General features: G+C 63.8%; 27 protein-coding genes and 1 pseudogene. 13 read left to right on the forward strand and 15 right to left on the reverse strand.

What is annotated here, in order from left to right; translation table 11 throughout:
• Window positions 1–78: 78 nt before the first annotated feature.
• Window positions 79–1,530, forward strand: coding sequence for an SDR family NAD(P)-dependent oxidoreductase (locus ACSKT0_RS13300; protein ID WP_437770230.1), 1,452 nt, complete (start codon window positions 79–81; stop codon window positions 1,528–1,530).
• A gap of 27 nt (window positions 1,531–1,557) precedes the next feature.
• On the opposite strand, the gene ACSKT0_RS13305 is transcribed toward ACSKT0_RS13300, so the two are convergent.
• From ACSKT0_RS13305 to ACSKT0_RS13315, 3 genes are all read right to left on the reverse strand, one after another.
• On the reverse strand, window positions 1,558–2,409 hold the full coding sequence (locus tag ACSKT0_RS13305; protein WP_437770231.1) for a transglutaminase family protein: 852 nt from the start codon (window positions 2,407–2,409) through the stop codon (window positions 1,558–1,560).
• A complete protein-coding gene (locus ACSKT0_RS13310) occupies window positions 2,406–3,332 on the reverse strand; it encodes an alpha-E domain-containing protein (RefSeq protein WP_078108851.1) in 927 nt (308 codons plus the stop codon). The genes ACSKT0_RS13305 and ACSKT0_RS13310 overlap by 4 nt, the downstream gene beginning before the upstream one ends.
• Before the next feature lie 72 nt (window positions 3,333–3,404).
• Window positions 3,405–4,961: a circularly permuted type 2 ATP-grasp protein gene (locus ACSKT0_RS13315; protein WP_437770232.1), complete on the reverse strand. Its 1,557-nt coding sequence runs from the start codon at window positions 4,959–4,961 to the stop codon at window positions 3,405–3,407.
• A 157-nt stretch (window positions 4,962–5,118) separates the two neighbouring features.
• Here ACSKT0_RS13315 and ACSKT0_RS13320 point away from each other — a divergent pair.
• From ACSKT0_RS13320 to ACSKT0_RS13335, 4 genes and pseudogenes are all read left to right on the forward strand, one after another.
• A pseudogene (locus ACSKT0_RS13320) lies at window positions 5,119–5,322 on the forward strand (putative sulfate exporter family transporter); the annotation flags it as partial.
• Between the two features lie 105 nt (window positions 5,323–5,427).
• On the forward strand, window positions 5,428–8,058 hold the full coding sequence (gene pepN / locus ACSKT0_RS13325) for an aminopeptidase N (RefSeq protein WP_437770233.1): 2,631 nt from the start codon (window positions 5,428–5,430) through the stop codon (window positions 8,056–8,058).
• Between the two features lie 78 nt (window positions 8,059–8,136).
• A complete protein-coding gene (locus ACSKT0_RS13330) occupies window positions 8,137–8,559 on the forward strand; it encodes a hypothetical protein (RefSeq protein WP_437770234.1) in 423 nt (140 codons plus the stop codon).
• A 212-nt stretch (window positions 8,560–8,771) separates the two neighbouring features.
• Window positions 8,772–9,209 (forward strand): hypothetical protein, encoded by a 438-nt coding sequence (locus ACSKT0_RS13335; protein ID WP_437770235.1) that lies wholly within the window; start codon window positions 8,772–8,774, stop codon window positions 9,207–9,209.
• Here ACSKT0_RS13335 and ACSKT0_RS13340 read toward each other — a convergent pair whose 3' ends face one another.
• The 9 genes from ACSKT0_RS13340 to ACSKT0_RS13380 all read right to left on the reverse strand — a co-directional run bounded on the left by ACSKT0_RS13340 (window position 9,210) and on the right by ACSKT0_RS13380 (window position 15,497).
• Entirely contained in the window at window positions 9,210–10,307 is a 1,098-nt protein-coding gene (locus tag ACSKT0_RS13340) for a lipoate--protein ligase family protein (RefSeq protein WP_437770236.1), read from the reverse strand.
• A gap of 81 nt (window positions 10,308–10,388) precedes the next feature.
• Complete coding sequence (locus ACSKT0_RS13345; protein WP_009358283.1) at window positions 10,389–10,646, reverse strand: type B 50S ribosomal protein L31; 258 nt, start codon at window positions 10,644–10,646, stop codon at window positions 10,389–10,391.
• 203 nt (window positions 10,647–10,849) lie between these two features.
• Window positions 10,850–11,086, reverse strand: coding sequence for a hypothetical protein (locus ACSKT0_RS13350; protein WP_437770237.1), 237 nt, complete (start codon window positions 11,084–11,086; stop codon window positions 10,850–10,852).
• A 253-nt stretch (window positions 11,087–11,339) separates the two neighbouring features.
• Complete coding sequence (locus ACSKT0_RS13355) at window positions 11,340–12,239, reverse strand: RNA polymerase sigma-70 factor (RefSeq protein ID WP_437770238.1); 900 nt, start codon at window positions 12,237–12,239, stop codon at window positions 11,340–11,342.
• A gap of 10 nt (window positions 12,240–12,249) precedes the next feature.
• Window positions 12,250–12,621: a carboxymuconolactone decarboxylase family protein gene (locus ACSKT0_RS13360; RefSeq protein WP_437770239.1), complete on the reverse strand. Its 372-nt coding sequence runs from the start codon at window positions 12,619–12,621 to the stop codon at window positions 12,250–12,252.
• A 14-nt stretch (window positions 12,622–12,635) separates the two neighbouring features.
• Window positions 12,636–12,818: a hypothetical protein gene (locus ACSKT0_RS13365; protein ID WP_437770240.1), complete on the reverse strand. Its 183-nt coding sequence runs from the start codon at window positions 12,816–12,818 to the stop codon at window positions 12,636–12,638.
• A gap of 263 nt (window positions 12,819–13,081) precedes the next feature.
• On the reverse strand, window positions 13,082–13,900 hold the full coding sequence (locus tag ACSKT0_RS13370; RefSeq protein WP_437770241.1) for a TrmH family RNA methyltransferase: 819 nt from the start codon (window positions 13,898–13,900) through the stop codon (window positions 13,082–13,084).
• Between the two features lie 6 nt (window positions 13,901–13,906).
• Window positions 13,907–14,692: a sulfite exporter TauE/SafE family protein gene (locus ACSKT0_RS13375; RefSeq protein WP_059389254.1), complete on the reverse strand. Its 786-nt coding sequence runs from the start codon at window positions 14,690–14,692 to the stop codon at window positions 13,907–13,909.
• A 19-nt stretch (window positions 14,693–14,711) separates the two neighbouring features.
• A complete protein-coding gene (locus ACSKT0_RS13380; protein WP_059389255.1) occupies window positions 14,712–15,497 on the reverse strand; it encodes an ABC transporter ATP-binding protein in 786 nt (261 codons plus the stop codon).
• A 125-nt stretch (window positions 15,498–15,622) separates the two neighbouring features.
• On the opposite strand from ACSKT0_RS13380, the gene serB reads away from it, so the two are divergent.
• Complete coding sequence (gene serB / locus ACSKT0_RS13385; protein ID WP_437770242.1) at window positions 15,623–16,516, forward strand: phosphoserine phosphatase SerB; 894 nt, start codon at window positions 15,623–15,625, stop codon at window positions 16,514–16,516.
• 67 nt (window positions 16,517–16,583) lie between these two features.
• Here the strand turns inward: serB and ACSKT0_RS13390 are convergent, their stop codons facing one another.
• Window positions 16,584–17,336 (reverse strand): SDR family oxidoreductase, encoded by a 753-nt coding sequence (locus ACSKT0_RS13390; RefSeq protein WP_437770243.1) that lies wholly within the window; start codon window positions 17,334–17,336, stop codon window positions 16,584–16,586.
• A gap of 88 nt (window positions 17,337–17,424) precedes the next feature.
• Window positions 17,425–18,150, reverse strand: a complete 726-nt coding sequence (locus tag ACSKT0_RS13395) for a beta-ketoacyl-ACP reductase (RefSeq protein WP_234749389.1) — start codon at window positions 18,148–18,150, stop codon at window positions 17,425–17,427.
• Window positions 18,151–18,303: 153 nt separating this feature from the next.
• Here ACSKT0_RS13395 and ACSKT0_RS13400 point away from each other — a divergent pair, with 153 nt between their 5' ends.
• The 5 genes from ACSKT0_RS13400 to ACSKT0_RS13420 are packed head-to-tail and all read left to right on the forward strand — an operon-like array spanning window position 18,304 to window position 20,915.
• A complete protein-coding gene (locus ACSKT0_RS13400; RefSeq protein ID WP_437770244.1) occupies window positions 18,304–18,822 on the forward strand; it encodes a DUF3099 domain-containing protein in 519 nt (172 codons plus the stop codon).
• Window positions 18,819–19,097 carry a hypothetical protein gene (locus ACSKT0_RS13405; RefSeq protein ID WP_437770245.1) on the forward strand — a complete coding sequence of 93 codons (279 nt, stop codon included), beginning with the start codon at window positions 18,819–18,821 and terminating at the stop codon, window positions 19,095–19,097. Before ACSKT0_RS13400 ends, ACSKT0_RS13405 begins: the two co-directional genes overlap by 4 nt.
• Window positions 19,098–19,952: an SURF1 family cytochrome oxidase biogenesis protein gene (locus tag ACSKT0_RS13410; RefSeq protein WP_437770246.1), complete on the forward strand. Its 855-nt coding sequence runs from the start codon at window positions 19,098–19,100 to the stop codon at window positions 19,950–19,952.
• Window positions 19,936–20,421 (forward strand): YbaK/EbsC family protein, encoded by a 486-nt coding sequence (locus ACSKT0_RS13415; RefSeq protein ID WP_437770247.1) that lies wholly within the window; start codon window positions 19,936–19,938, stop codon window positions 20,419–20,421. Before ACSKT0_RS13410 ends, ACSKT0_RS13415 begins: the two co-directional genes overlap by 17 nt.
• Window positions 20,422–20,471: 50 nt before the next feature.
• Window positions 20,472–20,915 carry an SRPBCC domain-containing protein gene (locus tag ACSKT0_RS13420; RefSeq protein WP_437770248.1) on the forward strand — a complete coding sequence of 148 codons (444 nt, stop codon included), beginning with the start codon at window positions 20,472–20,474 and terminating at the stop codon, window positions 20,913–20,915.
• Between the two features lie 48 nt (window positions 20,916–20,963).
• Here the strand turns inward: ACSKT0_RS13420 and ACSKT0_RS13425 are convergent, their stop codons facing one another.
• Window positions 20,964–22,562, reverse strand: coding sequence for an ABC-F family ATP-binding cassette domain-containing protein (locus tag ACSKT0_RS13425; protein WP_437770249.1), 1,599 nt, complete (start codon window positions 22,560–22,562; stop codon window positions 20,964–20,966).
• A 223-nt stretch (window positions 22,563–22,785) separates the two neighbouring features.
• Between ACSKT0_RS13425 and ACSKT0_RS13430 the strand changes: the two genes are divergently transcribed.
• Both ACSKT0_RS13430 and ACSKT0_RS13435 read left to right on the forward strand, forming a co-directional pair.
• Window positions 22,786–23,562, forward strand: coding sequence for a YrzE family protein (locus ACSKT0_RS13430; RefSeq protein WP_437770250.1), 777 nt, complete (start codon window positions 22,786–22,788; stop codon window positions 23,560–23,562).
• A 158-nt stretch (window positions 23,563–23,720) separates the two neighbouring features.
• The gene (locus tag ACSKT0_RS13435; protein WP_437770251.1) at window positions 23,721–24,335 is read left to right on the forward strand and encodes a biotin transporter BioY; all 615 of its coding nucleotides are present in this window, start codon (window positions 23,721–23,723) and stop codon (window positions 24,333–24,335) included.
• The last annotated feature ends 4 nt before the right edge of the window (window positions 24,336–24,339 follow it).

The raw sequence follows: 24,339 nt of genomic DNA on the forward strand, positions 1-24,339 counted from the left end.
GCCTCCCGGGCGACAGCAGGCCTCCCGCCTCTGCCGCCCGGGAGGCTTTGCTGTGCCCGACCCTGTAAAATTGACCCAATGAGCCCCGCCGATTTGACGCCTGAAGAGATCCAGGCCTGCCTCAAGGTCTTGAACACCATCCACGCCTACGACGAGGAGCACCCGGACTACGTCGCCATCCGTCGTGCCACGGGAAAGATGTTCAAGGCCGTCAAGCGCCACCGCCGGGTCACCAAGCGGGACGAGATCGCGGAAGCCGATCGTGCTGTCATTGCGTTGACTGCGACCGCAGCCCCGGACAGGATCGACGACGAGACCCGCGGGAACAAGCTGGCTACCTCGGCCACGGGCGAAATCGCGGGCCACCTCATCCGGTCCAGGCCCTGCTACATCTGCAAGCAGCACTACACGCAAGTAGACGCGTTCTACCACCAGTTGTGCCCGGAATGTGCGGCCTTCAGCCACAGTAAGCGCGATGCCCGCACGGACCTCAGCGGACGCCGTGCCCTCCTCACGGGCGGGCGCGCCAAGATCGGCATGTACATCGCCCTCCGCTTGCTCCGCGACGGCGCGCACACCACCATCACCACCCGCTTCCCCAAGGACGCGGCACGACGTTTCGCCGCCATGGAAGACAGCGCGGACTGGTTGCACCGGCTCAGGATTGTGGGCATCGACCTCCGGGATCCCTCACAGGTCATGGCGCTCACGGACTCCCTCAACGAAGCCGGCGCGCTCGACATCATCATCAACAACGCCGCCCAGACAGTCCGCCGTTCGGGGAATGCGTACAAGCCCCTGGTGGATGCCGAGGATGAGCCACTGCCCGAGGCCCTTCAGGCAGCCAACGGCGGTCCGGAGCTGGTCACGTTCGGCCATGCCCACGACAAGCACCCGTTGGCCATCACCCAAAGCGTCACCGATCATCCGGTGCTTGCCGGTGATGCGATTACCTCCCTCGCGTTGTCCACGGGCTCCGCGTCGTTGGCGCGGATCGCGACGGGCACCGCGATCGACGCCGGCGGTCTGGTTCCCGACCTTGCGGCCATCAACAGCTGGACCCAAGTGGTGGACGAAGTCGATCCCCTCGAGATGCTCGAGGTTCAACTCTGCAATGTCACGGCGCCATTCCTGTTGGTGAGCCGGCTCCGTGGTGCGATGAAGCGTTCCACCGCCCGCAGGAAGTACATCGTGAATGTCTCAGCCATGGAGGGGCAGTTCTCCCGCGCCTACAAAGGCCCCGGGCACCCGCATACCAACATGGCAAAGGCCGCGTTGAACATGATGACGCGGACCAGCGCACAAGAAATGCTGGACAGCGACGGGATCCTGATGACCGCCGTCGACACCGGATGGATCACGGACGAACGCCCGCATTACACCAAAGTCCGGCTCATGGAGGAAGGCTTCCACGCACCCCTCGACCTCGTGGACGGGGCGGCGCGTGTCTATGATCCCATCGTCATGGGCGAAAACGGCGAAGACCAGTACGGCGTCTTCCTGAAGGACTACAAGCCCTCCCCCTGGTAAAAATCCAGGCGGAGGGCCGCGGGCCTGCTATGTGAGCCGCGTGATCTCGACCGTCACGGTGAGGCCCGAGCCGCCGCCGCCGGACAGGATGCCCTTCAAAGGAGGGACATCCCGGTAGTCCCGGCCCCGCGCCACAGTGACGTGGAGATCTCCGGCAGGCTTGTGGTTGGTGGGGTCCCAGCTGCGCCATTCGCCGTCCCACCACTCGAGCCACGCGTGGGATTGGCCTGCGACTGTTTCACCGATCTCAGCCGTGGGCCGCGGATGGATGTAACCGGACACGTACCGCGCCGGGATGCCGCAACTGCGGAGCGAGCCGATGGCCAGGTGCGCCAGGTCCTGGCAGACTCCCTGACGCTGGTTCCAGGCTTCCTCGGCGTTGGTGGTGACGCCCGTAGTGCCTTTGACGTAGCTCATTTCGCCGCGCATCCAGTCGAAAATGGCCATGGCTGTCTCGTGCGGGTTCTTGCCGGCCACGACGGCGGGGATGATGCCGAGGACTTCCTCCCCCGGACCGCTGAGCTGCGACTGCGGCAACCAGTCGCTGAACTGGTCCCGGATCCCGTCGGAAGCAATGACGTCCCAGCCCACAATTTCTTCGTCCAGGGCCACACGCTCTGCCCGGTGGACCTCAACGGTGGTGGTGGCCACCACTTCGAGGCGCTCGTGCGGCATCTGCATGTCAAAGGCGGTAACGCGGGTGCCCCAATAATCGCGGTAGGTGCTCACGGCAGCCTGCGACGGCGTGATCTTCAGCGAGGATTCGAGGACCACCTGTTGCGGATCGGTCAACGGAGTCATGCGTGCCTCGTTGTACGACAGGGTCACGCGGCGGTTGTATTTGTAGGCCGTCTTGTGGACGATGCTCAGCCGGGTCATGAAACTTCTCCCACCCAGGCCAGTTCATCCGCCTGATTGAAGTACTTACGGGAAATCGCGTCGGAGGCCTGCGTGACGGCCTTCTGGACTCGGTCCATATGCTCGGGCAGCTCGGACATGAGATCGTCCGTGCGATGGAACTCGAGGAAGGTACGGGCCTGGCCGACGATCCGACGGGCGTCGTTGATGAAGCCCACCCGCTGTGCGGAGGGATCCAGCTTGGCGAGGCACTCGTCGGCGTCGCGCAAGGCGAAGACAATGGAGCGCGGGAACAAACGGTCGAGCAGGAGGAACTCGGCGGCGTGCTGGTCTCCGAAGGCCGCACGGCGGGTCCGAAGGAATGACTCGTACGCTCCGGCGCAACGCAACATGTTCACCCAGGACATTCCCGCGGAGAGGACGTCCCTGGTGGACAGCATCCGCGCGGTCATGTCTGCTCGTTCGAGTGAGCGGCCGAGGACAAGGAAAAGCCAGCTTTCGTCGTGGCTCACCGTGGTGTCTGCGAGACCCCTGACCATGGCGGTGCGCTCCAGTACCCAGTTGCAGAAGCGGTACGTACCCACGACGTCCTTACGGTGCTGGTTGAGCCCGTAGTAGGTCGTATTGAGGCTCTCCCACAATGAGGAGGACACGGTCTCGCGTGCCCGCCGCGCATTCTCGCGCGCAGCCCCTAGCGAACCGGCGATGGACGTGGCACTCGTCTTGTCGTAGGCGAGGGCGTGAAGGAGCTCCGGCAAGCCGAATTCTTCACTCTGCGGCCGCGCTCCCATGACAGCCAGGAGTTCCCGCGCCACGCTGCGTTGTTCCTCGAGCGGAAGGTGGTTCAGGCGTTCAAGATGGACGTCCAGGATCCTGGCCGTTCCGTCGGCCCGCTCCACATAACGGCCGATCCAGAAAAGGGATTCAGCAATACGGCTCAGCATGGGGCTGTGCCTCCTTCGGGTCCTGCGTTGTGACGATGAATGTATCCTGCTCCGGCACCATGACGTGCCGGATCACTGCTGCTGGTCCGATTGGCGGTCCCGCCAGTTGCTTTCGACGGGCCACACCGAGACCTGTTCGCGGACCGTGATGGAGGAACGGGGCAGTTCGACGGCGGGCAATTGCGGGGAGTCCGAGAGTACCCAGGTGTCCTTGGAACCGCCACCCTGGGAAGAGTTCACGATCAGCGAGCCTTCCTTCAGCGCAACCCGGGTCAGTCCGCCGGGCAGCACCCAGACGTCGTCGCCGTCGTTGACCGCGAACGGACGCAGGTCCACGTGCCGGGGGCCGAAGCGGTCTCCCGAAAGGGTCGGAACGGTGGAGAGCTGCAACACGGGCTGGGCGATCCAGCCGCGCGGATCCGCCAACACCCGCTTCCGCAAAGCGTCCAGCTCGTCCCGTGAAGCATCCGGACCGATCACCAGGCCCTTTCCTCCCGAACCATCCACTGGCTTGACCACGAGTTCCTCGAGCCGGTCAAGGACCTGCTCACGGGCTTCCTTCTCTTCCAGCCGGAAAGTCTCCACGTTGGCGATCACCGGCTCTTCGTGCAGGTAGTAACGAATCAGGTCCGGCACGTAGGAATAGACCAGCTTGTCATCGGCCACACCGTTGCCCACCGCGTTCGCGATTGTCACCCCGCCTGCCCTGGCCGCGTTCACCAGTCCCGGACAGCCGAGCATGGAATCGGAGCGGAACTGCAGCGGATCCAGGAATTCGTCGTCGATCCGCTTGTAAATGACGTCCACCCGCTGCTCGCCGGCGGTAGTGCGCATGTAGACCCGGTTTCCGCGGCAGATCAGGTCCCTGCCCTCGACCAGCTCAACACCCATCAACCCGGCCAACAGCGTGTGTTCGAAGTAGGCGCTGTTGAAGACTCCAGGGGTCAACACCACCACTGTGGGGTCGTCCACCCCCGACGGCGCGGTCTTGCGCAACGCCGACAGCAGACGACGCGGGTATTCCTCGACCGGACGGATGGGCTGCTGCCCGAACGCCTCCGGCAAGCCCTTCGCCATCGCCCGCCGGTTCTCCAACACGTAGGACACCCCCGAAGGCACCCGGACGTTGTCCTCCAGGACCCGGAACGTGCCCGCGGCATCGCGGACGACGTCAATACCGGACACATGAACGCGCACGCCGCCGGCGGGCTCGAAACCATGCACGGCACGGTGGAAATGCGCGCTCGTGGTCACCAGTGCCCGCGGCACTACGCCGTCAGCGACCACCGCCATCCGACCGTAGACATCGTCCAGGAACGCCTCCAAGGCGCGGACGCGCTGCTTGACCCCACGCTCAAGCACATCCCATTCGTCAGCCGGAATCACCCTCGGCACGATATCCAGCGGGAAGGGTCTCTCCTCCCCCGCATAATCGAAGGTCACACCCCGGTCCAAGAAGGTCCGCGCCATCGACTCGGCACGGGCGCTCACATCGGCAAGCGAAAGCTCGCGAAGTGCGCCGTCTACCTGGCCATAGGACTTTCGGGCAATGGTGCCTGGGGCGAACATTTCGTCGTAGGCGCCGGAACGGGCGGCGGCCTCGGAGTAATCCCGGAATAGCTCTGACATGGGATTCAGACAATCACCTTTTCGATTACGAACGCATTTCGCGTTCTGCATGTTGCGAAACCAAGTGTGAACCCGGTTCGCATTTCAGCGCTTGCATGCAGTGGCAGCCATTGGACTTGCCTTCATTGTCCACGCCCTGCTTTCCCCCATCCCTGCCATGACAGCCGCTGTAGCGCTGGGTTTGTTAGCAGCAAATATACCGGGCACGGCGGCATGGGCTGCCGGACGCGCCCGCCCGGGGCTGGACTTCGCCGGCAAGCACCACATGCGGGCGGGCATCGTGCTGCTGGGCTTGAAGGTCAGCGTGGTCGATGTCCTCGACCTTGGCTGGTTTGCGCTCGTCCTGATTGCCGCCGTCGTGCACAGGTTCATCGCGATGGTGGCCGTGCGCTCGTTGCGCTTGGCTCCTGGTTCCTGATCGCACTGTTGGGCTTGGGCGCCGTCTTGCTCATGATTAGATAGCTGGGTGTCGAATCACAACTTGGCGCGCGCTGAAGCCGCCACCCGTTCAGCCCTGATCAGCACCCACAGCTACGATGTCTCCCTTGACGTCCGCCAAGCCGCCGATGCGGGCGTGCCAGGGTACACAAGCCGCAGCGTCATCAACTTTTCCGCACAGCCTGGTTCCTCCACGTTCCTGGATTTCATCCACGGTGGCGTACATAGCGTCTTCCTCAATGGAAAAGGGCTAGACGTCGCCGAGGTTGTGGACGGCGACAGGATCCACCTCAACAATCTCCAGGCCGAAAACCAGGTGACGGTCACCGGAACCGCGCTTTACAGCCGGTCCGGAGAGGGCATGCACCGCTTCGTCGATCCCGCCGACGGGCAGTGCTACCTCTACACGCAATACGAACCGGCGGACGCCCGCCGCGTCTTCGCGAACTTCGAACAGCCGGACCTGAAGGCCGAATTCACCTTCCACATCATGGCGCCTTCCGCCTGGCAGGTGGCATCCAACGGCGCCGAGCTCGACCGGACGCAACTGACGAGCGATCCGGCCACGAGCCGTTGGGACTTCGCCACCACCAAGCGGATGTCCACCTACATCACCACGGTCCTCGCCGGTCCCTATTTCCGCGCTACTGACCACTGGAGCAAGACGCTCGACGACGGAACCCGCCTTGAGGTTCCGCTGGCGCTCTATTGCCGCGCATCCATGCAAGAGTCCTTCGACGCCGCGGAGCTTTTCCGCCTGACGAAGAACGGCCTGGACTTCTTCAACGATCTCTTCGACTATCCGTACCCGTGGGGCAAGTACGATCAGGCGTTCGTGCCGGAGTACAACCTTGGTGCGATGGAGAATCCCGGCCTGGTCACCTTCACCGAGAAATACGTCTTCACCTCGCGGGCCACCGATGCCCAGTACCAGGCCCGCGCCAACACCCTCATGCACGAGATGGCCCACATGTGGTTCGGAGACCTCGTGACCATGACCTGGTGGGACGATCTCTGGCTCAAGGAATCCTTCGCCGACTACATGGGCACCCTAGGCGTGGACAAGGCCACGGACTGGGACAGCGCCTGGGTGAATTTCGCGAACAAGCGCAAGTCCTGGGCCTACGTGCAGGACCAGTTGCCCACGACCCACCCCATCGTGGCGGACATTCCCGACCTGGAAGCCGCCAAGCAGAACTTCGACGGCATTACCTACGCAAAGGGCGCTTCCGTCCTCAAACAGTTAGTGGCCTACGTCGGGTTCGAGGCGTTCATTGCCGGCTCGCGACGCTACTTCAAGGATCACGAGTACGGCAACACCTCACTGACCGACCTCCTCGAAGCCCTGGGCACGGCATCGGGCCGGGACCTTGGCACGTGGGCCCGGCAGTGGCTGCAGACCTCGGGGATCTCCACCATTGCGGCCGAAATCTCCGGGAACGGCGATGCCATGGAGGCAGTCTCCCTGCGCCAGGACTCCGTGGACCCCATTACGGGCAAGCAGGAACACCGCCCGCACAGGCTCAGGATCGGTCTCTATAACTTTCACGACGGCGGCCAATTGCTCCGCACCGACGGCATCGAGCTGGACGTCGAAGGCGCCGACACCGCGGTGGAGGAACTCGCGGGCAAGCCGCGCCCGGCCCTCCTTCTCGTCAACGACGACGACCTCAGCTATGCCAAGGTGCGCCTGGATGCGGAGTCGGAGGCAACGGTACGTTCCTCCTTGGACCGGCTCAGCGATCCGATGGCCCGGGCGTTGTGCTGGACAGCCCTGTGGGATTCAGCGCGCGACGCCGTTACCCCCGCGGCGCTGTACGTCGCCGCCGTCGAACGCTTCGCCCCTGCCGAGTCAGGAATCGGCGTCCTCCTGAACGTTCTGGGCAACGCGGTGACCGCCGTCGAGCGCTACGTCCCCGCTCCGCAACGGAAGGAGGTCCGGGAGAGCCTGATGGCGGCCAGCGCGATGCAGCTGCGGACTGCCGAACGGGGTTCCGACCAGCAGCTTGCTTGGGCAAGGACCCTGGCGGATTTGTCGCGCCATGACGGCGCGTATGTCGAGTTCTTCCGCGGTATTCTCTCCGGAAGCGTGATAGTGGATGGCCTGACGGTGGATGCGGATCTCCGGTGGAGCCTGTGGCAAGCACTGGCAGCCAACGGAGCGGCCACGCTATCGGAACTGGATGCCGAACTCGCCCTGGACCACACCGCGGCGGGACGCGAAGGCCATGCGGTGGCCGCAGCTGCCCGTCCGGATGCCGCCGTCAAGACGGCCGCATGGAATGCCGCAGTTAACGACACCGGGCTCTCCAACGAGATTCTGAGCGCGACAATCGCAGGTTTCTCTCTCGCCCCGTCCGGGCTCCTGGACGGCTTCACCGAACCGTACTTCGACTGCCTGGAGGATGTCTGGCAATCCCGGAGCATCGAGATCGGGGGCCGGATTGTCCGGGGCCTGTTCCCCGCAGCCCAGGATCTGCAGGCCGGGATGGCTCCGGCAGATCATCCGGTGCTTCGGCGCACGGACGATTGGCTTGGCGCCCACACGGAAGCTCCGCGGGCGCTCCGGCGCATCGTGATTGAGCAGCGCAGCCATTTGTTCCGCGCCCTGGCGGCCCAAGCCGCCAGCGCGTCGCAACAAGAAACCGTAGCGCCGTAGCCGGGCCGACTCAGTATCCGGCGATCCGGGGTTGACGAGCTGGCCTTGAACCAACGGGATCGCCGGCGTCGTCTTTAGATGCAAGCCCGGCGCTCCGCATGGGCCTTTCTTGAGGACGGTCACCATGAAGTTTCCTCGCCCCGTGCTTGCCGCAGCAGCGCTTGGCACCACCCTTTTGCTCGGGGGCTGCTTCGGCGGACAGCCGGCCGCTCCGGTGCCGGCCAGCCCACCGGCGAGCACCACGCCCGCCCCAAGCACGCCGTCACCTTCACTGAGCACCACCACCCCGACTCCCGCAACACCGTCGACGAGCCCGACGGCGACGCCAACCCCGCCGCCGGCGGTTTCGTCCCCGGCCCCGCCAGCAACGGTTCCGCCCGCCGTCGTTCCGCCTCCCCCGGCGCCGCCAGCTGTCGTCCCACCCCCGGCGCCGGCGCCACCCCACATGGTTCCGCCGCCCCCGCGGCACCCCAATGGCGGCGACCGCGACGGCGACGATAACGGCGGACCGGACGACGGCGATGGAAACCGGTAGCACGCCGCCACGCGACAGAATAAGGCGGTTCGCCGGGCTCTCCCTGGGGGTGGTTGCGATGATGACGGTGGCGGCTTGCAGTTCGGCTGTTCAAAGCCCTGGTTCCCGCACCGTTCACTCCGCGGAAGCACCGTTTGCGTGGTTCAAGCCAGCACCGGCCCCGGCTGGGTGGAAAACCATGGAACTTCCGGACGGCACGGGGGTCCTTTCAGTCCCACCCGATGCCAAGCCTGCGGAAAGCGATCCCGGCAGTGTGTCCGCGAATGTCTCGTCGTCAACGGGAGAGCTGCGGATATACCTCAACGCCACGCCCCGGCAGGGCAGCGAGTCGCTGGACAATTGGAACACCTTCAGGCTCGATCACCTGGCGGACGAGAACTCCTCGTCACCCGGCAAAATCGCCGAGCGAACGGGAATGGCTTTCCGCGGAGGCACGGGTTCCTGCGTGGAGGACCGCTATGTGACCCACGTCGGCAACAACCGCTACCGTGAAATAGCTTGCCTCGTAGCGGGCAGCAAGGGCAGCAGCGTCCTCATCGTGGCGGCTCCCGACGATTCATGGCCGCTCTACGGTCCGGTCCTGGAACAGGCAGTGGATGCGTATCGGGCGGAGTAACTAGGGAACACGGTGCAGCCATTCTTCGGTACCGAACTTTGACTGCACCCGTTCCCGGGCTGTTCCCAGTTCGGCGTCGGGGATGCGGGATTCCGCGGCGCCGTAGCGCTCGGTGAAGACCTCCTGCATGGCTTTGATGATTTCCGTCCGCGCCAAGCCCGTTTGCCGGCGGAGTGGATCCACGCGCTTCTTTGCGCTGCGGGTGCCTTTGTCGGAAAGCTTTTCCTTGCCAATGCGCAGGACCTCGACCATCTTGTCGGCGTCGATGTCGTAGCTCATGGTGACGTGGTGCAGCATGCCGCCGTTGGCGAGTCGCTTTTGCGCGGCACCGCCGATCTTGCCCTGCTCGGTGGCGATGTCATTGAGCGGGACGTAGAACGCAGTAATGCCCAGTTTTTCCAGGGCAGCCATGACCCACGCGTCCAGGAACGCGTAGGAGTCGGCAAAGCTGATGCCATCCACGAGGCTCTGTGGCACATAGAGCGAATAGGTGATGCAGTTTCCGGCCTCCATGAACATCGCTCCCCCGCCGCTGATGCGGCGGACCACCGTGATCCCGTGGCGCGCGACGCCGTCGGGATCCACCTCGTTGCGGAAAGACTGGAAGCTGCCGATCACCACTGACGGCTCCTCCCAGTCCCAGAAGCGCAAAGTGGGGTTGCGGAGCCCGGCCCCGACCTGTTCCGTGAGGACCTCGTCCAGCGCCACGTTGAGATGCGTGGGAAGGACCGACGGCGGGATGACCTCCCACTGGTGGTCCGCCCACCCGCTGGCCTTAGACAGCGCCCTGCGGACAGCAACGGCGACGGCGTCGGCGGAAAAGCCGAACAGGACCGAGTCGGCAGGCAGCGCGGCGGTGACTGCCGCGGACATCTCGGCCGGCGTCGAACCTTCCGCAAGGCCCGTGAGCGCCCGGTTGATGTCCAGCAGGGCCTCGTCCGGTTCGAGGAAGAAGTCGCCGCTCAGCGAGACGTTCGAGAACCGCCCGTCCACGACGTCGAGGTCTACAACTACGAGTTTTCCGCCGGGGACCTTGTATTCGCCATGGAGCCGGGGTTCGCCATGTTGGAATGCCATGCTGGAAGTCATGGTTTCCATCCTGCCGGAAAACGCAAAAGCCCGCAGCCACCGATGATTCGGCGGGTGCGGGCTTTCACAGAAGCTTGGAGGTGAAGTTGATTACTTCTTGCCGCCGAAGCCCTTGAAGCGAGCGTTGAAGCGCTCGACGCGGCCTGCAGAGTCCATGATGCGCTGCTTGCCCGTGTAGAACGGGTGGGACTCCGAGGAGATTTCGACGTCGATGACCGGGTAGGTGTTGCCGTCTTCCCACTCGATGGTCTTGGAAGAAGACACGGTGGACTTGGTCAGGAACTTGACGCCGGAAGCCAGGTCGTTGAAAACAACAGCTTCGTACTTCGGGTGGATATCAGACTTCATAATGGGACCTTTTGTTCACGCAACTGGATTTTGCCAGCTGCCAGGTATGAATGGAGGTGGTCCGTTGCTTCCATTTGCAAATTTCAGCGGTCGGGCCAACAACCAATCATAGCGGAAGCGGCGGGGCCATACGAACCGAGGTCAGCCGCGGGGGCGGTCTCCTCATTGGCCGCGCCTGTCAGGAGTGCCTGCAAGTGTCCTGGCTAGTTTGCTTCCCTGTAGTCGTGGTGGACGTCGTCCGTCAGGGACTTTGCCTCGTGTGAGCGGAGTTCTGCTTTCGGCTTCCGCGTCTTCTGGATCTGTATTTCGTTGAGGATCAGAGGAATGAGCACAAAGAGCGGGAAGACGAGCCGCCCGAAGACAGGGAGGTCTTCGAGGAAGATCGCCCAGAACACTGCGAAGACGAATACAGCACTGTAGACGTACCGGAAGACAAGCATGTTTCTCCTGGTGCGTTATGCGCAGTCGCGGGCGTGCCCGACCGGGGCAGAGCCCCGGCTGTTGCTTGGCTCGCCCGTCTAGTGTTCGACGGGTCGGAACCGCGGGCTCGAGTTGGCGAAGAGACAGCAGACCCCAGCCAAAGAATCATGCTGCACTTTGTCGCAGAAGTCCGCATATGGAGCGGTGGATCCCACTTTAGCTGTACGAGGCCACGCCGACTTGCGCCGAGATCGCAATGGAGGGTCTGAGCGGCTAGCGCACCAGCTGGGTCTCCTCTTCCAAGTGGCCGAGCTTGTCCGGGTTTCGCATGGCGAAGATTCGTGCGATCCTGCCGTCCTCCACCACCAGGCTGATGAGTGACGGACCGCCTGCTTCGTCGTCGATCCGTATGCCGAGGCCGGCGTTGAGCCAGAGCAGAGCGATTCTCGGGTTGAGCGCGGCCTCTGGGAAGGACCGCAGCAGATTTGTTACCTTCTTCGCACCGTACACCGGCACCCGAACCGCCTGCGCGACGCCGCCGCCGTCGGCGATGAGTACGACGTCAGGCGCCAACACATCCATTAAGCCCTGCACATCCCCGGTGGTGACCGCCGCCAGGAACCGTTCGACGACTTCCTGCTGCTCGCTGCGGTCCACACGCATGCGGGGGCGGCGGGCGGCCACATGAGAGCGCGCACGGCTGACGATCTGGCGCACCGCGGCCGCTGACTTGCCCACGGCCTCGGCAATCTCCTCGTAGGGCACGTCGAAAACCTCCCGTAGTACGAAGACCGCCCGCTCCACAGGGGTGAGGGATTCGAGAACCGTGAGCATGGCGATCGAGACGCTTTCGGCCAGTTCCACGTCCTCGGCGACATCCGGCACGGTGAGCAGGGGCTCGGGCAGCCATTCCCCGACGTAATCCTCCCGCCGTCGTGACAGTGCGCGGAGGCGGTTGAGCGCCTGGCGGGTGACGATACGGGCGAAATAGGCCCGAGGGTGACGCACCTCCGCGCGGGCTCCGGTGCCCAGGTCAGACCATCGCAGCCAGGCCTCCTGCACCACGTCCTCGGCATCGGCGGCGGAGCCGAGCATTTCGTAGGCGACGGTGAAGAGCAGGCTGCGATGAGTGACGAAAAGGTCCAAGCTGTCGGTGGCGCCGGAGCTGCTCATGCCCGCCACGCTACCGCGCGCCGCTTCGTGCCGCGAGCGGCTTCAAGCCACAGGCATCCGCGAAACCCTCGGACTCAATGCCGAGGGCGACGTTGCCGCGGGTCGTGAGGTTGGCAAAGCCGATAACGCTGGTCAGCTCAACCAGGCCCGGTGAGCCGAGCTGCTCCAGCAGCCGGGCAGCGAGCTCGTCAGTGACCGTTACGGGGGTCGTGCTCATCGCTTCGGCATAGTCCAGCACGTCCCGCTCCAGGGGCGTGAAGACCCCGGAATCACGCCAGCGCGGGATCTGCTGTGCCTTTTCCAGGTCGAGGCCGTGGTTGTGGGCCATGAAGTAGTTGTAGTCCAGGCACCACGTGCAACCGATGAGTGAGGCCACGGCCATGTGCGCGTAGGACTTCAGCGACTCGTCACAGCTTTCTGCAGCTTCTGTCCGAAGCCCATGGATGCCTTGAGAACGGGCTGGTTGTGCCACATGACGCCCAACGATTCCGGGACTTTGCCCAACATCTTCGCGCTGAACTTCTTGATGAGTACGCCGTAGAAACCGGTGATCTCTGCGGCCGGGATCCTGCTGGTCATGACTCCTCCTGCGGGTCGGTTCTGGGTCCTATGACATGAAGACACCGCCCGCGCCCGATCTGTGACAGCGACGCCGACGTGCCGGAATGCCAAGGTCGCCGACGGTCGCGGCCTCCCGGCAGACCAGGTAGGGAAGCTGCGCGCCCACCGGTGGGACCGGAACTTCTACGCAGCCGACTGATCGAAGGGCACCACAACAGGTCAGCATGCACTGTACAGTCAGTGCGTGCTGACCCGTCTCAGATTATCCTGCCGGCCATTGGTTACCTCGTCGCGTAGAACGCGACGGCCGACGACGCAGCAACGTTCAGCGAGTCGACGCCGTTCATCATCGGAATCGTCACTCGGGCATCAAGTAATTGATCTGTCTCGGGCTTCAGCCCGTCGCCTTCGGTTCCGAAAACCAGCACCAGGTTTTGATGATCCTGGGCCACCAGCTCATCCAAAGTGATGGCTCCCTCGCCCAGGGACATGCCTGCCACGAAGTAGCCCGCCTCTTTCAGCTGTTCGATGCTAGCTGGCCACGGGTCGATCCTCGTCCACGGCACCTGAAAAACTGTGCCCATACTGACCCTGATCGAGCGCCGGTACAACGGATCGGCACACTGAGGCGACACCAGCACGGCGTCGACGCCGATCGCTGCGGCTGACCTAAACACGGCTCCTACATTCGTATGATCGGTAAGGTCCTCAAGCACTGCGATCCTTGATCGCCTTCGCGCACGAACGCAATCGGCGAGAAGTTCCTCGAGAGGCACGGGCGCGGGCCGATGCATAGCCGCCATGGCACCCCGGTGCAAATGGAATCCCGTGATTTCCTCAAGCAAGGAAGCCTTGCCGATGTAGACCGGAACCTCCGGGAACTGTTGGAAAACGTCGTCGAGGTTTTCCAGCCATTTCTCCGCCAGGAAGAAGGATCGGGGCTGATGGCCGGCCGCGAGGGCGCGTCGCAGGACCCTGGACGATTCGGCGATGTACATGCCCTCCGCAGGCTCGCGGAGCTTGCGGAGGTGGACATCCGTCAGTTGTGTGTAGTCGGCAACGCGCGGGTCGTCGGCGGACTCAAGGTAGTGGAAAGTCACGGGTTCCTATTTCAACAAGTTGGCGATCATGAAGCCGAGCGCCACGATGCCGAGCGCGAAGATCACGATTCGCAGCGCAAGGGGCTTCAAGCGCCGTCCCACTTTGGAGCCCACCAGTCCGCCGATCAATGAACTGACCGCGATGACTGCCACCACCGGCCATTCGATCCGGCCAAAGGCAAACAGGAGGTAGGAGCATGCTGCCACCACGTTGACGGCCAGCACCAGGATGTTCTTCATGGCGTTGGCGTTCTGGATGGTGCCCGTCATGAAAACACCCAGAATGCCGACGAGCAGGATACCTTGGGCCGCCACGAAATAGCCGCCATAGACCCCGGCGAGGTACACCAACACCACGAGGATTACGGTGTGCCGCTTGTCGTGGATGGCGTGCTCCGGGTTGCCGGCCCTGTCCTGGACCCACCGTTGGAGCTTGGGCTGGAAGAGCACCATGAGCAGCGCGACCACGATCAGGATGGGAGCGGCGTAGTAGAAGACCTTCTCCGGGAGATGCAGCAGCAGCCACGCACCCGTGATGCCACCAAGCAGCGACGCCGGCAAGAGCCTGAGCAACTGCCGTCCCCTGCCCCGGAGTTCGTGACGATAGCCCCAGGCCCCAGTTACGTTGCCTGCCACGAGCCCCATGGCGTTGCTGATGGTCGCCGTGACAGGCGCATAGCCTAGGGCGATGAGGACCGGGAACGTCACCAGCGTTCCCGAGCCGACCACACTGTTGATGGTTCCGGCCCACAAGCCCGCGAAAAAGATCAGGATGCCGCTAAGGATCTCCACTGCTTCTCGCTGCCCCGGCCTAGCGGCGGGCGGTGGCCGTGTAGCGGCCGGAGTTTTCGGTCACGTCCAGGGGAAGGCCGAAGGTGTTGCTGAGGTGTTCTGCCGTGAGGACTTCTTCGATGGGTCCCGCGGCAACCACCCCGCCGTCGCGAAGCAGCATGGCGTGGGTGAACCCCGGAGGAACTTCCTCAAGGTGGTGCGTCACGAGAACCATGGCGGGAGCATCCTCGTCGCGGGCGAGCTCACCCAGTTTGTGGACGAGCTCTTCCCGTCCGCCGAGGTCGAGGCCGGCAGCCGGCTCGTCGAGCAGGAGCAGCTCAGGATCGGTCATGAGCGCCCGGGCGATCTGCACGCGCTTGCGCTCACCTTCGGAAAGCGAGGAGAAGGAGCGGTTCAGCAGAGGACCCATGCCCCATTCGTTGAGGAGGCCGAAGGCCCGGCGCTCGTCGTCGCGCTCGTATCCCTCACGCCAGCGGCCGGTCACGCCGTAGGCAGCGGTGACCACGACGTTCAGCACGTTTTCCTGCTCCGGGATCTGGGTGGCCAGGGCCGCGGAGGAAAGGCCGATGCGCGGACGGAGCTCAAAGACGTCCACCCGGCCCAGCGTTTCGTCAAGGATCCCGGCTTTCCCGCTCGTGGGATGCATGCGGGCGGCGGCGATCTGGAGCAGAGTGGTCTTGCCGGCACCGTTGGGACCGAGAATGACCCAGCGTTCGCCTTCATTGACCTGCCAGTCAACCTTGTCCAGCAGGGTCTTGGTACCTCGGACAACGCTGACGGAAGCCAATTCAAGAACATCACTCATAGGAGTAGACACTAGGACAAAAATAGGGGCGATAGATAACCGGAACTCCGGTCACACTGTTTGCGGGGCGCCTTGAATGAAACACGAGTTCGGGCGGCTGTTCCGCGCTCGCTAAGATTGCAGCCATGAGTTCGAACTTGACCGCGGTCAGCTATGGCGTGAATTTGTCCCTTTCGGAGCTTGAACACCTGCGAAAGGTGCTGTCCGGCTCGGGGGCTTCCTTAACGTCGGAGTCGCGCTCGGGGGACGATCGCTTTGGGGTCTACACCATTGGCCTGGCCGTTGACGGCGCTACCGTCGCCGACTTGTCGGGCCTCCGGCGCAGGGTCGCCGACGCCGCGGCGCCAGGCATGGACACGGCTATCGTCGCCGACGCGCTGCGTGACGCTTCACGGAAGCTGCTGATCATGGATGTGGACTCCACCCTGATCCAGCAGGAAGTCATCGAACTGCTGGCCGCGCACGCCGGCAAACGCGAGGAAGTCGCGGCCGTGACTGAGGCCGCGATGCGCGGCGAACTGGACTTCGCGCAAAGCCTCCACGCCCGGGTGGCGGTCCTCGCAGGCCTGCCGGCCACCGTCGTCGACGCCGTCCGTGCCGAGGTGCGCCTGAGCGAGGGCGCGGCGGAACTCGTGGCTGCTTTCAAGGCCGCCGGCCATGCGGTGGCGGTGGTGTCCGGCGGCTTCAACCAGATCCTGCGGCCCATCGCGAAGGAACTCGGGCTGGACTACTGGATCGCAAACGAACTTGAAATCGTTGATGGCTTCCTCACAGGCAAGGTCCTTGGCGACGTGATCGACCGCGCCGCCAAGGAGAAGTACCTTCGTGAGTGGGCAGCCGCCGAGGGAATCGACCTTGAGCACACCATCGCAGTGGGCGACGGCGCGAACGACCTCGACATGCTGGGCGCAGCGGGCATCGGTGTCGCGTTCAACGCCAAGCCTGCCGTCAGGGCGGTAGCTGATGCCGCCATCAACATGCCGTACCTGGACGCGGTCCGGCATATCGCCGGCGTTTAGGCGGGAATTCACGCGCAACGAAAAAGCGGCCGGGGCATTGCCCCGGCCGCTTTTTCGTGTTTGCAATCTAAAAAGCGCTCTTGCCGAAGTAGTCGGCGCCGCCGACGTACTCGGTGTGGCCGCTCTCCACGTCGGCAGTGACCATCTTTGCCACTTCGGCGGCGAATTCCTCCACCGAGTACAGCTTGCCGGCCTCGGCCCGGCGGGCTTCAATGGCTCCCGGGTTGGAGCGGTCCAGCAGGGTCGCCGTCACGGTGCCCTCAATCATGTCGCCGGAAACCACTACGAGCGAGATGCCCTTCTCGGCCAGGTTCGGGAGCAGTTCGCGCAACGCGACTTCGCCGGCGCGCTTGCTGCGGGCAACGGGCTCGTACTCAGGCATCGTGGGAACAGTCTCGACGAAGTGCGCCTGGTGGCTCGTGACGAAGACCACGCGGGAGCCTTCCGGCATCAGCGGAACAGCGGCATTGAGCATGTTGATCTGGGCATCACGGTTCAGCTTGAGGGCGTAGTCCTCCTCCATGCCGGATTCCATCCCGCCCGAAGCGTTGAGCACGAGGACGTTCAGCGAACCGAATTCCTCCATGGCCGCACTCGCCAGCGCCTGGACGCCTTCCTGCGTCGTCAGGTCAGCGCCGACGGCTACTGCACGGCCGCCGGCTGCCTGGATCTCGCCCACTACTTTGTTGGCCCGGGGGGCCTTTTGGCGGTAGTTGACGACGACGGCGGCGCCCTCGCCAGCCAGCATCTTGGCTACTTCAGCGCCGATGCCGCGTGAAGAACCGGTGACGATTGCCGTCTTGTTGTCCAGCAGTCCCATTCGTGCTCCTTTATTCAAAGCGTCCAACTTGTTCAAAACATCCAAGTTCTATTAGTCCCGAGTCAATCATGCCAGCGGGAACCCTGACCTAGTGGCCCATGCCCAGGCCGCCGTCCACGGGGATGACGGCACCGGAAATGTATGCGGCTTCGTCACTGGCAATCCAGCGGACCACGTTAGCGACCTCGGAAGCCTCGGCAAAGCGGCCCGCCGGAACGCTCGCCAAATACGCCTTCTGGGTGTCTTCGGGAAGCTCGGCGGTCATGTCCGTGTTGATGAAACCCGGTGCGACCACGTTGGCCGTGATGCCACGGCTGCCAAGTTCCCGTGTGAGGGAACGGGCGATGCCCACCATGCCCGCCTTCGAGGCCGAGTAGTTGATCTGTCCCGGGGCGCCGTAGAGGCCCGACACGGAGGAGATCAGCACAACCCGGCCCTTGCGCATGCGGATCATGCCTTTCGAGGCCCGTTTGATGACCCGGAAGGCACCTGTGAGGTTGGTGTCGATGACGGAAGTGAAGTCGTCCTCGCTCATGCGCAAAAGGAGCGTGTCCTTGGTGATGCCGGCGTTGGCTACCAAAACCTCCACGGGCCCGTGGGCAGCCTCGACTTCCTTGAACGCCGCGTCAAGCGAGGCCTCGTCCGTCACATCGGCCTTGACCCCAAGGATGCCCTCAGGGAGGGGCGTTTCGCTGCGGTACGTCACGGCGACCTTGTCGCCGTTGGCGAGGAATGACTCTGCGATCGCCAGGCCGATGCCCCGGTTTCCGCCCGTGATGAGGACACTGCGGGCGGTTGATACTGCTTCAGACATGCTGCTCTCCAGAGTTCCGCGACAGGACTGTGCCGCTTGAAAGTGGGTGATTTCCTGCATCGATCTTAGCCGCCGGGTGCCCCTGGCCGCGGGCAGCTGCGCCCGGCGCGGTTTGGGAGGCCCGTTCCGGAGTGAGAGAATTGAGGGAAGCCGTTGGAGCGTGATGAATCAGCCGTGACAAGAGATAACAGTCCCCTGCAGGCGCCCGGGGACCCGGACGCCGTTTCAGGTGACCCCGTGGTGCACAGCATTACCGACGCCGCTGCCGCCCACTCGGACGACATGCGCGAACGAATGATCAAGTACGCCTTGGCGATGGGTATCCGCTTGGTGTGCCTGTTGCTCATTTTCGTGGTGGATGGCTGGTTCAAGATCATCGCGGTAGCAGGGGCCGTGTTCCTGCCTTGGATTGCCGTAGTGATCGCCAATGGCAGCGACAAGGCCGAAGTCCATAGCGACGCCTTGCTGGACTACGTCCCGGCCGTCGAGCTGGAAGCGTCACCAGCTGCAGAAGGGGAGCCCGCCGAGGCGCCCGCCACCGTGTTGGAAGGCGAACTCATCGACGACAACGACTCCACGCATCAGGACGCCTCCCGCCCGGAACCAGATGACAACACCGGCGCCAGCAAGCGCCAATATCCACTCGACGGGGAAGAGCAGGCGGCGTCATGAATATCTTCACTATGGGCGGCCTTGGGCTGGAGAATGAGCAGCATGCCGGCCAGGGCGAGACGCCTCCGGCTGTCTGCTCACGCAAGGCATGCCGCGCCGAAGCTACGTGGCAGCTCTTGTGGAACAATCCGCGCATCCACCCTCCCGAGCGCCGCAAGGTGTGGCTGTCCTGCGAGGAGCACCGGGCATGGTTGGAAGACTACCTGCAGACCCGCGATCTTTGGAAAGAGACCATACCGTTCGCGAAGACCACTGAATCAGGCGAGGCCCGCTGAATGTACCGCTTTCTTTTTTCCAGCAAGTGGCTGGGCTATTTCGTCCTGGCCCTGATCTTCGCCACCGGCTGCGTTTTACTGGGCCGCTGGCAAATGGACCGCAGGGCCGAAACGCTGGCCGAGATCAACCGCGTTGTCACCAACTACTCGGCCACTCCCCTTCCCTTCTCCGCCGCCAAGGCGGAGTTCCAGTCCCTGGACCCCGAACGGGAATGGGCACAAGTCGAGCTTCACGGCAGGTATGACATTTCGGGTCAACGCGTCGTCCGTAACCGCCCCCTCAACGGCCAGCCGGGGTACGAAGTAGTGGTCCCGTTCCGATTGTCGAGCGGCGAAGCGGTAGTGATTGACCGCGGATGGTTGCCCATCGGAAACAAGACTCCCGGCCACCCCGACAGCATCCCGGCCCCGCCGGCCGGCGAGGTGACCGTCGTCGCCCGCCTGAAGGCCTCTGAACCGGATCTGGGCCGCGGCGCCGTGGACGGCCAGCTGGCATCCATCGATCTTCCTTCCTTTGCCACGGAGCTTGGTTATCCCATCATGACCGGCGCCTACGGGCAGCTCGCCACTGAGTCGCCCGCCGTCCAGGCGATGCCCGCGCCGTTCGCCAAGCCGGCAACGGACGAGGGCACGCACCTCTCCTACTCTTTGCAGTGGTTCGCCTTCGGCGTGCTGATGTTCGTCGGTTTCGGCTACGCAGCCAGGCAGCAGGCCCGCAATGCCCGGATTGATGCCGAGGACGAGGAAGAAGAAATCAGCGCGATGCCTCGTCGCAAGGCACCCGCGCCACGGAAATCAAAGCGGCCAACGGCCGAAGAAGAGGAAGACGCCATCCTGGATGCACAAGGCTACTGAAACGATCCCGGCCCCCGTGCTGAATGTTAAGTCAGCCCTGACCGCGGCCGGTGCGCAAGACACCGTGCGCACCTTCGACGACAATGTCCCCACCGCCGCTGCGGCTGCTTCCTTGCTGGGTTGCGATATTGCGGCCATCGCCAACAGCCTGGTCTTCGAACTCAACGGTGCTCCCCTGTTGATTCTCGCGAGCGGGGCCGCGAAGGTGGACACCGCCTTGGTAGCGGCGTCCTTGGGGACAGCCAGGATCCGCAGAGCCAGCCCGGACTTCGTCTTGGAACACACCGGTCAGGCCGTAGGTGGCGTAGCTCCCCTCGGACACCCGCAGCCCATAAGAACGATCCTCGACATTTCGCTCCAGGAGCATCCTCTGCTTTGGGCAGGCGCGGGTGACCATAACTCGATGTTCTCCATCAGTTACAGCGAACTCCAGCGGATTACGGCCGCCCAGCCCCTCAAGGTCCGCTGAATCGGTGGTCCACCGGGTCATTGATCCGGCCTGGGGCTAGGCTGGTGAGCATGGCTGAATACACCTACGTCACGTACATCGAAGGCACCCCGGACCAGATTTGGACGGCACTGACGGACGCAGCCCAAAGCGCCGAGTACTGGGGCCACGCGAATGTCTCGGACTGGAAGGCAGGTTCGCGCTGGGAACACCAGCGCACGGACGGCTCCGGAACCGCGGACGTCGTGGGGACCATCCTGGAAGCAACGCCGCCGTCGCGCCTCGTGAACACGTGGGAGGATCCCGCGGTTCCAGCAGTGGTGAAGCCCGACGTGGTCACCTTCACCATCGAGTCACATGACGGAATCGCGAGGCTGACGGTCCATCACAGGAACATCGCCGACGATGAACAATTGGCGATTGCAGGCCGCGGCTGGTCTGCGGTCATGTCCAATCTGAAAAGCTACATAGAACTAGGCCGTCCACTTGCCTCTGTGCCGTGGGAAATGCCTTGACCGGGTGGGAAATATCCTGACGGCGTCGACATGCCCGGACCCTCAGCCCTAAGCGAGGGTGATGAGGTCCAGGTAGTCTTCGTTCCAGTGGTCCTCGACGCCGTCCGGGAGCAGGACCACGCGTTCCGGGTTCAGCGCCTGCACGGCGCCTTCATCGTGGCTGACGAGCACGACGGCGCCGGAATAGTTTCGCAGTGCGCCAAGGATCTCGGCACGACTGGCGGGGTCTAGGTTGTTGGTAGGTTCGTCCAGGAGCAGCACGTTGGCGCTCGAGGCCACGATCGTGGCGAGGGCCAGTCGCGTCTTCTCACCACCGGAAAGCACACCCGCCGGCTTATCGACGTCGTCACCCGAGAACAGGAACGACCCCAGGATCCCGCGGACCTCTGCGTCTTTCATGTCCGGAGCGGATGAACGCATATTCTCCAGGACGGTGCGGTCGTGGTCCAGGGTTTCGTGTTCCTGCGCGTAGTAGCCCACTTTGAGCCCGTGGCCAGGCACGATGTCGCCGGTGTCCGGCTTGTCCACGCCGGCGAGCATCCGCAGGAGGGTGGTCTTGCCTGCACCGTTGAGGCCCAGGATGACCACCTTGGAGCCACGGTCGATTGCCAGGTCCACGTCGGTGAAGATTTCCAGTGAGCCGTAGGACTTGCTCAAACCCTCTGCCGTGAGCGGAGTCTTGCCGCAGGGAGCGGGATCCGGGAACCGCAAGGCTGCCACGCGGTCATTCTCGCGGACGGCTTCCAGGCCGCCAAGCAGGCGTTCGGCACGCTTCGCCATGTTCTGGGCAGCGACGGCCTTGGTGGCCTTGGCACGCATCTTGTTTGCCTGGTCCATGAGGACCTGGGCCTTCTTTTCGGCATTGGCGCGTTCGCGCTTGCGGGCGCGCTCGTCGGTTTCGCGCTGTTGCAAGTAGCGCTTCCAACCCATGTTGTAGAAGTCGATCTGCGCTCTGTTGGCGTCCAGGTGGTAAACCTTGTTGACCGTGGCTTCGAGGAGTTCCACGTCGTGGCTGATCACAATCAGCCCGCCTTGGTGGCTCTTCAGGAAGTCGCGGAGCCAGGTGATCGAGTCCGCATCGAGGTGGTTGGTGGGTTCGTCCAGGAGGAGGGTCTCGGCGTCCGAGTAGAGGATCCGTGCCAGCTCCACGCGGCGGCGCTGCCCACCGGAGAGCGTCTTGAGCGGTTGGTTCAGGAGCCGCTCGGGAAGGGCCAGGTTGGAGGAAATGGCTGCGGCTTCGGCCTCGGCGGCATAGCCGCCTCCTGCGAGGAACTCGGTTTCCAGGCGGTCGTAGCGGTTCATGGCTTTGCGCTGGACCGTGGCGTCTTCGCTGGACATGTCTGTTTGGGCCTGCTTCAACTTGCCCACCACGACGTCCAGGCCGCGGGCGGAAAGGATGCGGTCGCGTGCCAGCTGCTCCATGTCCGGGGTCCGCGGATCCTGGGGCAAGTAGCCGATCTCACCACTGCGGGCAACTTTGCCGGCCGCGGGCAGTCCCTCACCGGCAAGGACGCGTGTGAGGGTCGTCTTGCCTGCACCGTTCCGGCCCACCAGCCCGATTTTGTCCCCCTTGTCCACGCGGAAGCTCACCTGGTCCATGAGCAGGCGGGCGCCGGCGCGCAGTTCGAGTTCCTGGACGGTAATCAATTCGGGGGATGCCTTTCAATGGGGAACACCCGCAGCACCGGAAGTCAAGGCGCGGCTGAAGTGGAGGGGCCGAACAAACGGCCTTTACAATTCTACCGCCCACCAGCTCGCTCGTTCGCCAGCGCCAGGGTGCCCGTGGATGGTCCCGGAATAGTAAGTACGCTTGCTACTATTTTCGGCGCGTGGTTAGGTGAAGGTAGGACGATTGCAAGGGAGACTCTCAATGAGCAGTGCAACAGGATCCGATGGTAAACACGTCCGGGCTGACGGGGGCCAGGATGAAATCCCGTACGCCGCCGAACCACGGCGGGACCGGGTGGACGATGTACATGGAAATGGCCCCGCCTACGCTGATGACAGCTACGTCGGCAACACGAGCAGCTATCCCGTGGTTTCCCCCGCTTCAGACCCAAACGCCGCCACCCGTGAGACCGTCATCGCCCGCGAAAAGGAGCAGTTCGGCGGAATCAAGATCGGCTCGGCCTTCTTCGGCTGGCTGACCGCCACGGGTATGGCCGTGCTGCTGGTCGCCCTCGTGGCGGCGGCTGGGATCGCTGTCGGACTCGCGAACAACGCGAATGTCAGTGACGCAGCGAACCTGGCATCATCACAGCCCGTCGGCGTTGCTGGGATTATCGCGCTCTTGGTGATCCTGTTCCTCTCCTACTATTGCGGCGGCTACGTTGCCGGACGCATGGCCCGGTTCAACGGCATCAGGCAGGGGTTCATGGTCTGGTTTTGGGCAATTATCGTCGCCGTGCTGGTGGCGTTGCTGGGCTTGTTCGCCGGACCGCGGTTCAATATCCTCGCCACCGTGAACAGTTTCCCGAGGATTCCGGTGAATGAGGGACAGATGAGCACCATCGGCATCATCGCCGCCCTCGTAGTGGCAGCAGTGACCCTCATCGCCGCGGCATTGGGCGGACTGGCCGGCATGCATTACCACCGCAGGGTGGACCGTGCGGGCTTCACCCCACCAGCAGAGGACGTCGAGGCTTAGGCAAGGCGGCTCCGGCCGCCAACAGCGCCGCTCTTTGTACCTTGGCCCTAAGGCCTTGCCGTGCTGCTCGTGGACACCCTACAAAATTCCGGGTCAGGCTGCTCTGTAGTGTCGGACTCAGGGGATTCATTCCGCCCCAGGCACAGACAGGACCCACCATGAGCAGCACCGAAACCGCATCCACGCGACGAACCTCTCCCCGCGCCCGATGGACGTCCACGGACATCGGCCTCATCGCCGTCTTCGCGGCCCTCGTGGCCGCCTCAACGCTGATTCCAGGCATTCCGGTCGGCGCCTTGGGCGTACCGATCACCCTGCAGACCCTCACCGTCGTCCTAACCGGCCTCGTGCTAGGCGGCGGGCGGGCTTTTGCCGCCGTCGGGCTTTACACCCTGCTCGGTTTCGCGGGACTGCCGATCTTCAGCGGGGGCCGGAGCGGGCTCGGTATCCTGGCAACACCGTCGGCCGGCTACATCATCGCTTTTCCCTTGGCGGCGGCCCTCACCGGCTGGTTGGCGGCGATCGTGATCCGCAAGACCGTCAAGTACCGCGCCGTCTTCCTTTTTGCCGCAGCCATGATCAGCACCATCGTCCTCATTCACGGCCTCGGAGTGCTTGGCTTCATGGTCAATGGCAAGTTCGACTTCGCCAAGGCGTTCCTGGCCGACCTTCCCTACTACCCCGGGGACACTATCAAGAACGTTCTTGCTGCGATCATCGCCGTCTCGCTCCACAAGGCCTTCCCGGACATCCTGGTCCGCCGCGTCAAATAGAGCG

It is taken from the genome of Arthrobacter sp. KNU40 (genome assembly GCF_051515115.1).
In the GTDB taxonomy this organism is placed as follows: domain Bacteria; phylum Actinomycetota; class Actinomycetes; order Actinomycetales; family Micrococcaceae; genus Arthrobacter.

Excerpts from the sequence above, each read along its gene's own strand:
- ACSKT0_RS13300 (WP_437770230.1), top strand. The coding sequence starts at position 79 with ATGAGCCCCGCCGATTTGACGCCTGAAGAGATCCAGGCCTGCCTCAAG.
- ACSKT0_RS13305 (WP_437770231.1), bottom strand. The coding sequence starts at position 2,409 with ATGACCCGGCTGAGCATCGTCCACAAGACGGCCTACAAATACAACCGC.
- ACSKT0_RS13310 (WP_078108851.1), bottom strand. The coding sequence starts at position 3,332 with ATGCTGAGCCGTATTGCTGAATCCCTTTTCTGGATCGGCCGTTATGTG.
- ACSKT0_RS13315 (WP_437770232.1), bottom strand. The coding sequence starts at position 4,961 with ATGTCAGAGCTATTCCGGGATTACTCCGAGGCCGCCGCCCGTTCCGGC.
- ACSKT0_RS13330 (WP_437770234.1), top strand. The coding sequence starts at position 8,137 with ATGCAAGCCCGGCGCTCCGCATGGGCCTTTCTTGAGGACGGTCACCAT.
- ACSKT0_RS13335 (WP_437770235.1), top strand. The coding sequence starts at position 8,772 with ATGGAACTTCCGGACGGCACGGGGGTCCTTTCAGTCCCACCCGATGCC.
- ACSKT0_RS13340 (WP_437770236.1), bottom strand. The coding sequence starts at position 10,307 with ATGGAAACCATGACTTCCAGCATGGCATTCCAACATGGCGAACCCCGG.
- ACSKT0_RS13345 (WP_009358283.1), bottom strand. The coding sequence starts at position 10,646 with ATGAAGTCTGATATCCACCCGAAGTACGAAGCTGTTGTTTTCAACGAC.
- ACSKT0_RS13350 (WP_437770237.1), bottom strand. The coding sequence starts at position 11,086 with ATGCTTGTCTTCCGGTACGTCTACAGTGCTGTATTCGTCTTCGCAGTG.
- ACSKT0_RS13355 (WP_437770238.1), bottom strand. The coding sequence starts at position 12,239 with ATGAGCAGCTCCGGCGCCACCGACAGCTTGGACCTTTTCGTCACTCAT.
- ACSKT0_RS13360 (WP_437770239.1), bottom strand. The coding sequence starts at position 12,621 with ATGGCCGTGGCCTCACTCATCGGTTGCACGTGGTGCCTGGACTACAAC.
- ACSKT0_RS13365 (WP_437770240.1), bottom strand. The coding sequence starts at position 12,818 with ATGACCAGCAGGATCCCGGCCGCAGAGATCACCGGTTTCTACGGCGTA.
- ACSKT0_RS13380 (WP_059389255.1), bottom strand. The coding sequence starts at position 15,497 with ATGAGTGATGTTCTTGAATTGGCTTCCGTCAGCGTTGTCCGAGGTACC.
- serB (WP_437770242.1), top strand. The coding sequence starts at position 15,623 with ATGAGTTCGAACTTGACCGCGGTCAGCTATGGCGTGAATTTGTCCCTT.
- ACSKT0_RS13390 (WP_437770243.1), bottom strand. The coding sequence starts at position 17,336 with ATGGGACTGCTGGACAACAAGACGGCAATCGTCACCGGTTCTTCACGC.
- ACSKT0_RS13395 (WP_234749389.1), bottom strand. The coding sequence starts at position 18,150 with ATGTCTGAAGCAGTATCAACCGCCCGCAGTGTCCTCATCACGGGCGGA.
- ACSKT0_RS13405 (WP_437770245.1), top strand. The coding sequence starts at position 18,819 with ATGAATATCTTCACTATGGGCGGCCTTGGGCTGGAGAATGAGCAGCAT.
- ACSKT0_RS13410 (WP_437770246.1), top strand. The coding sequence starts at position 19,098 with ATGTACCGCTTTCTTTTTTCCAGCAAGTGGCTGGGCTATTTCGTCCTG.
- ACSKT0_RS13415 (WP_437770247.1), top strand. The coding sequence starts at position 19,936 with ATGCACAAGGCTACTGAAACGATCCCGGCCCCCGTGCTGAATGTTAAG.
- ACSKT0_RS13420 (WP_437770248.1), top strand. The coding sequence starts at position 20,472 with ATGGCTGAATACACCTACGTCACGTACATCGAAGGCACCCCGGACCAG.
- ACSKT0_RS13430 (WP_437770250.1), top strand. The coding sequence starts at position 22,786 with ATGAGCAGTGCAACAGGATCCGATGGTAAACACGTCCGGGCTGACGGG.
- ACSKT0_RS13435 (WP_437770251.1), top strand. The coding sequence starts at position 23,721 with ATGAGCAGCACCGAAACCGCATCCACGCGACGAACCTCTCCCCGCGCC.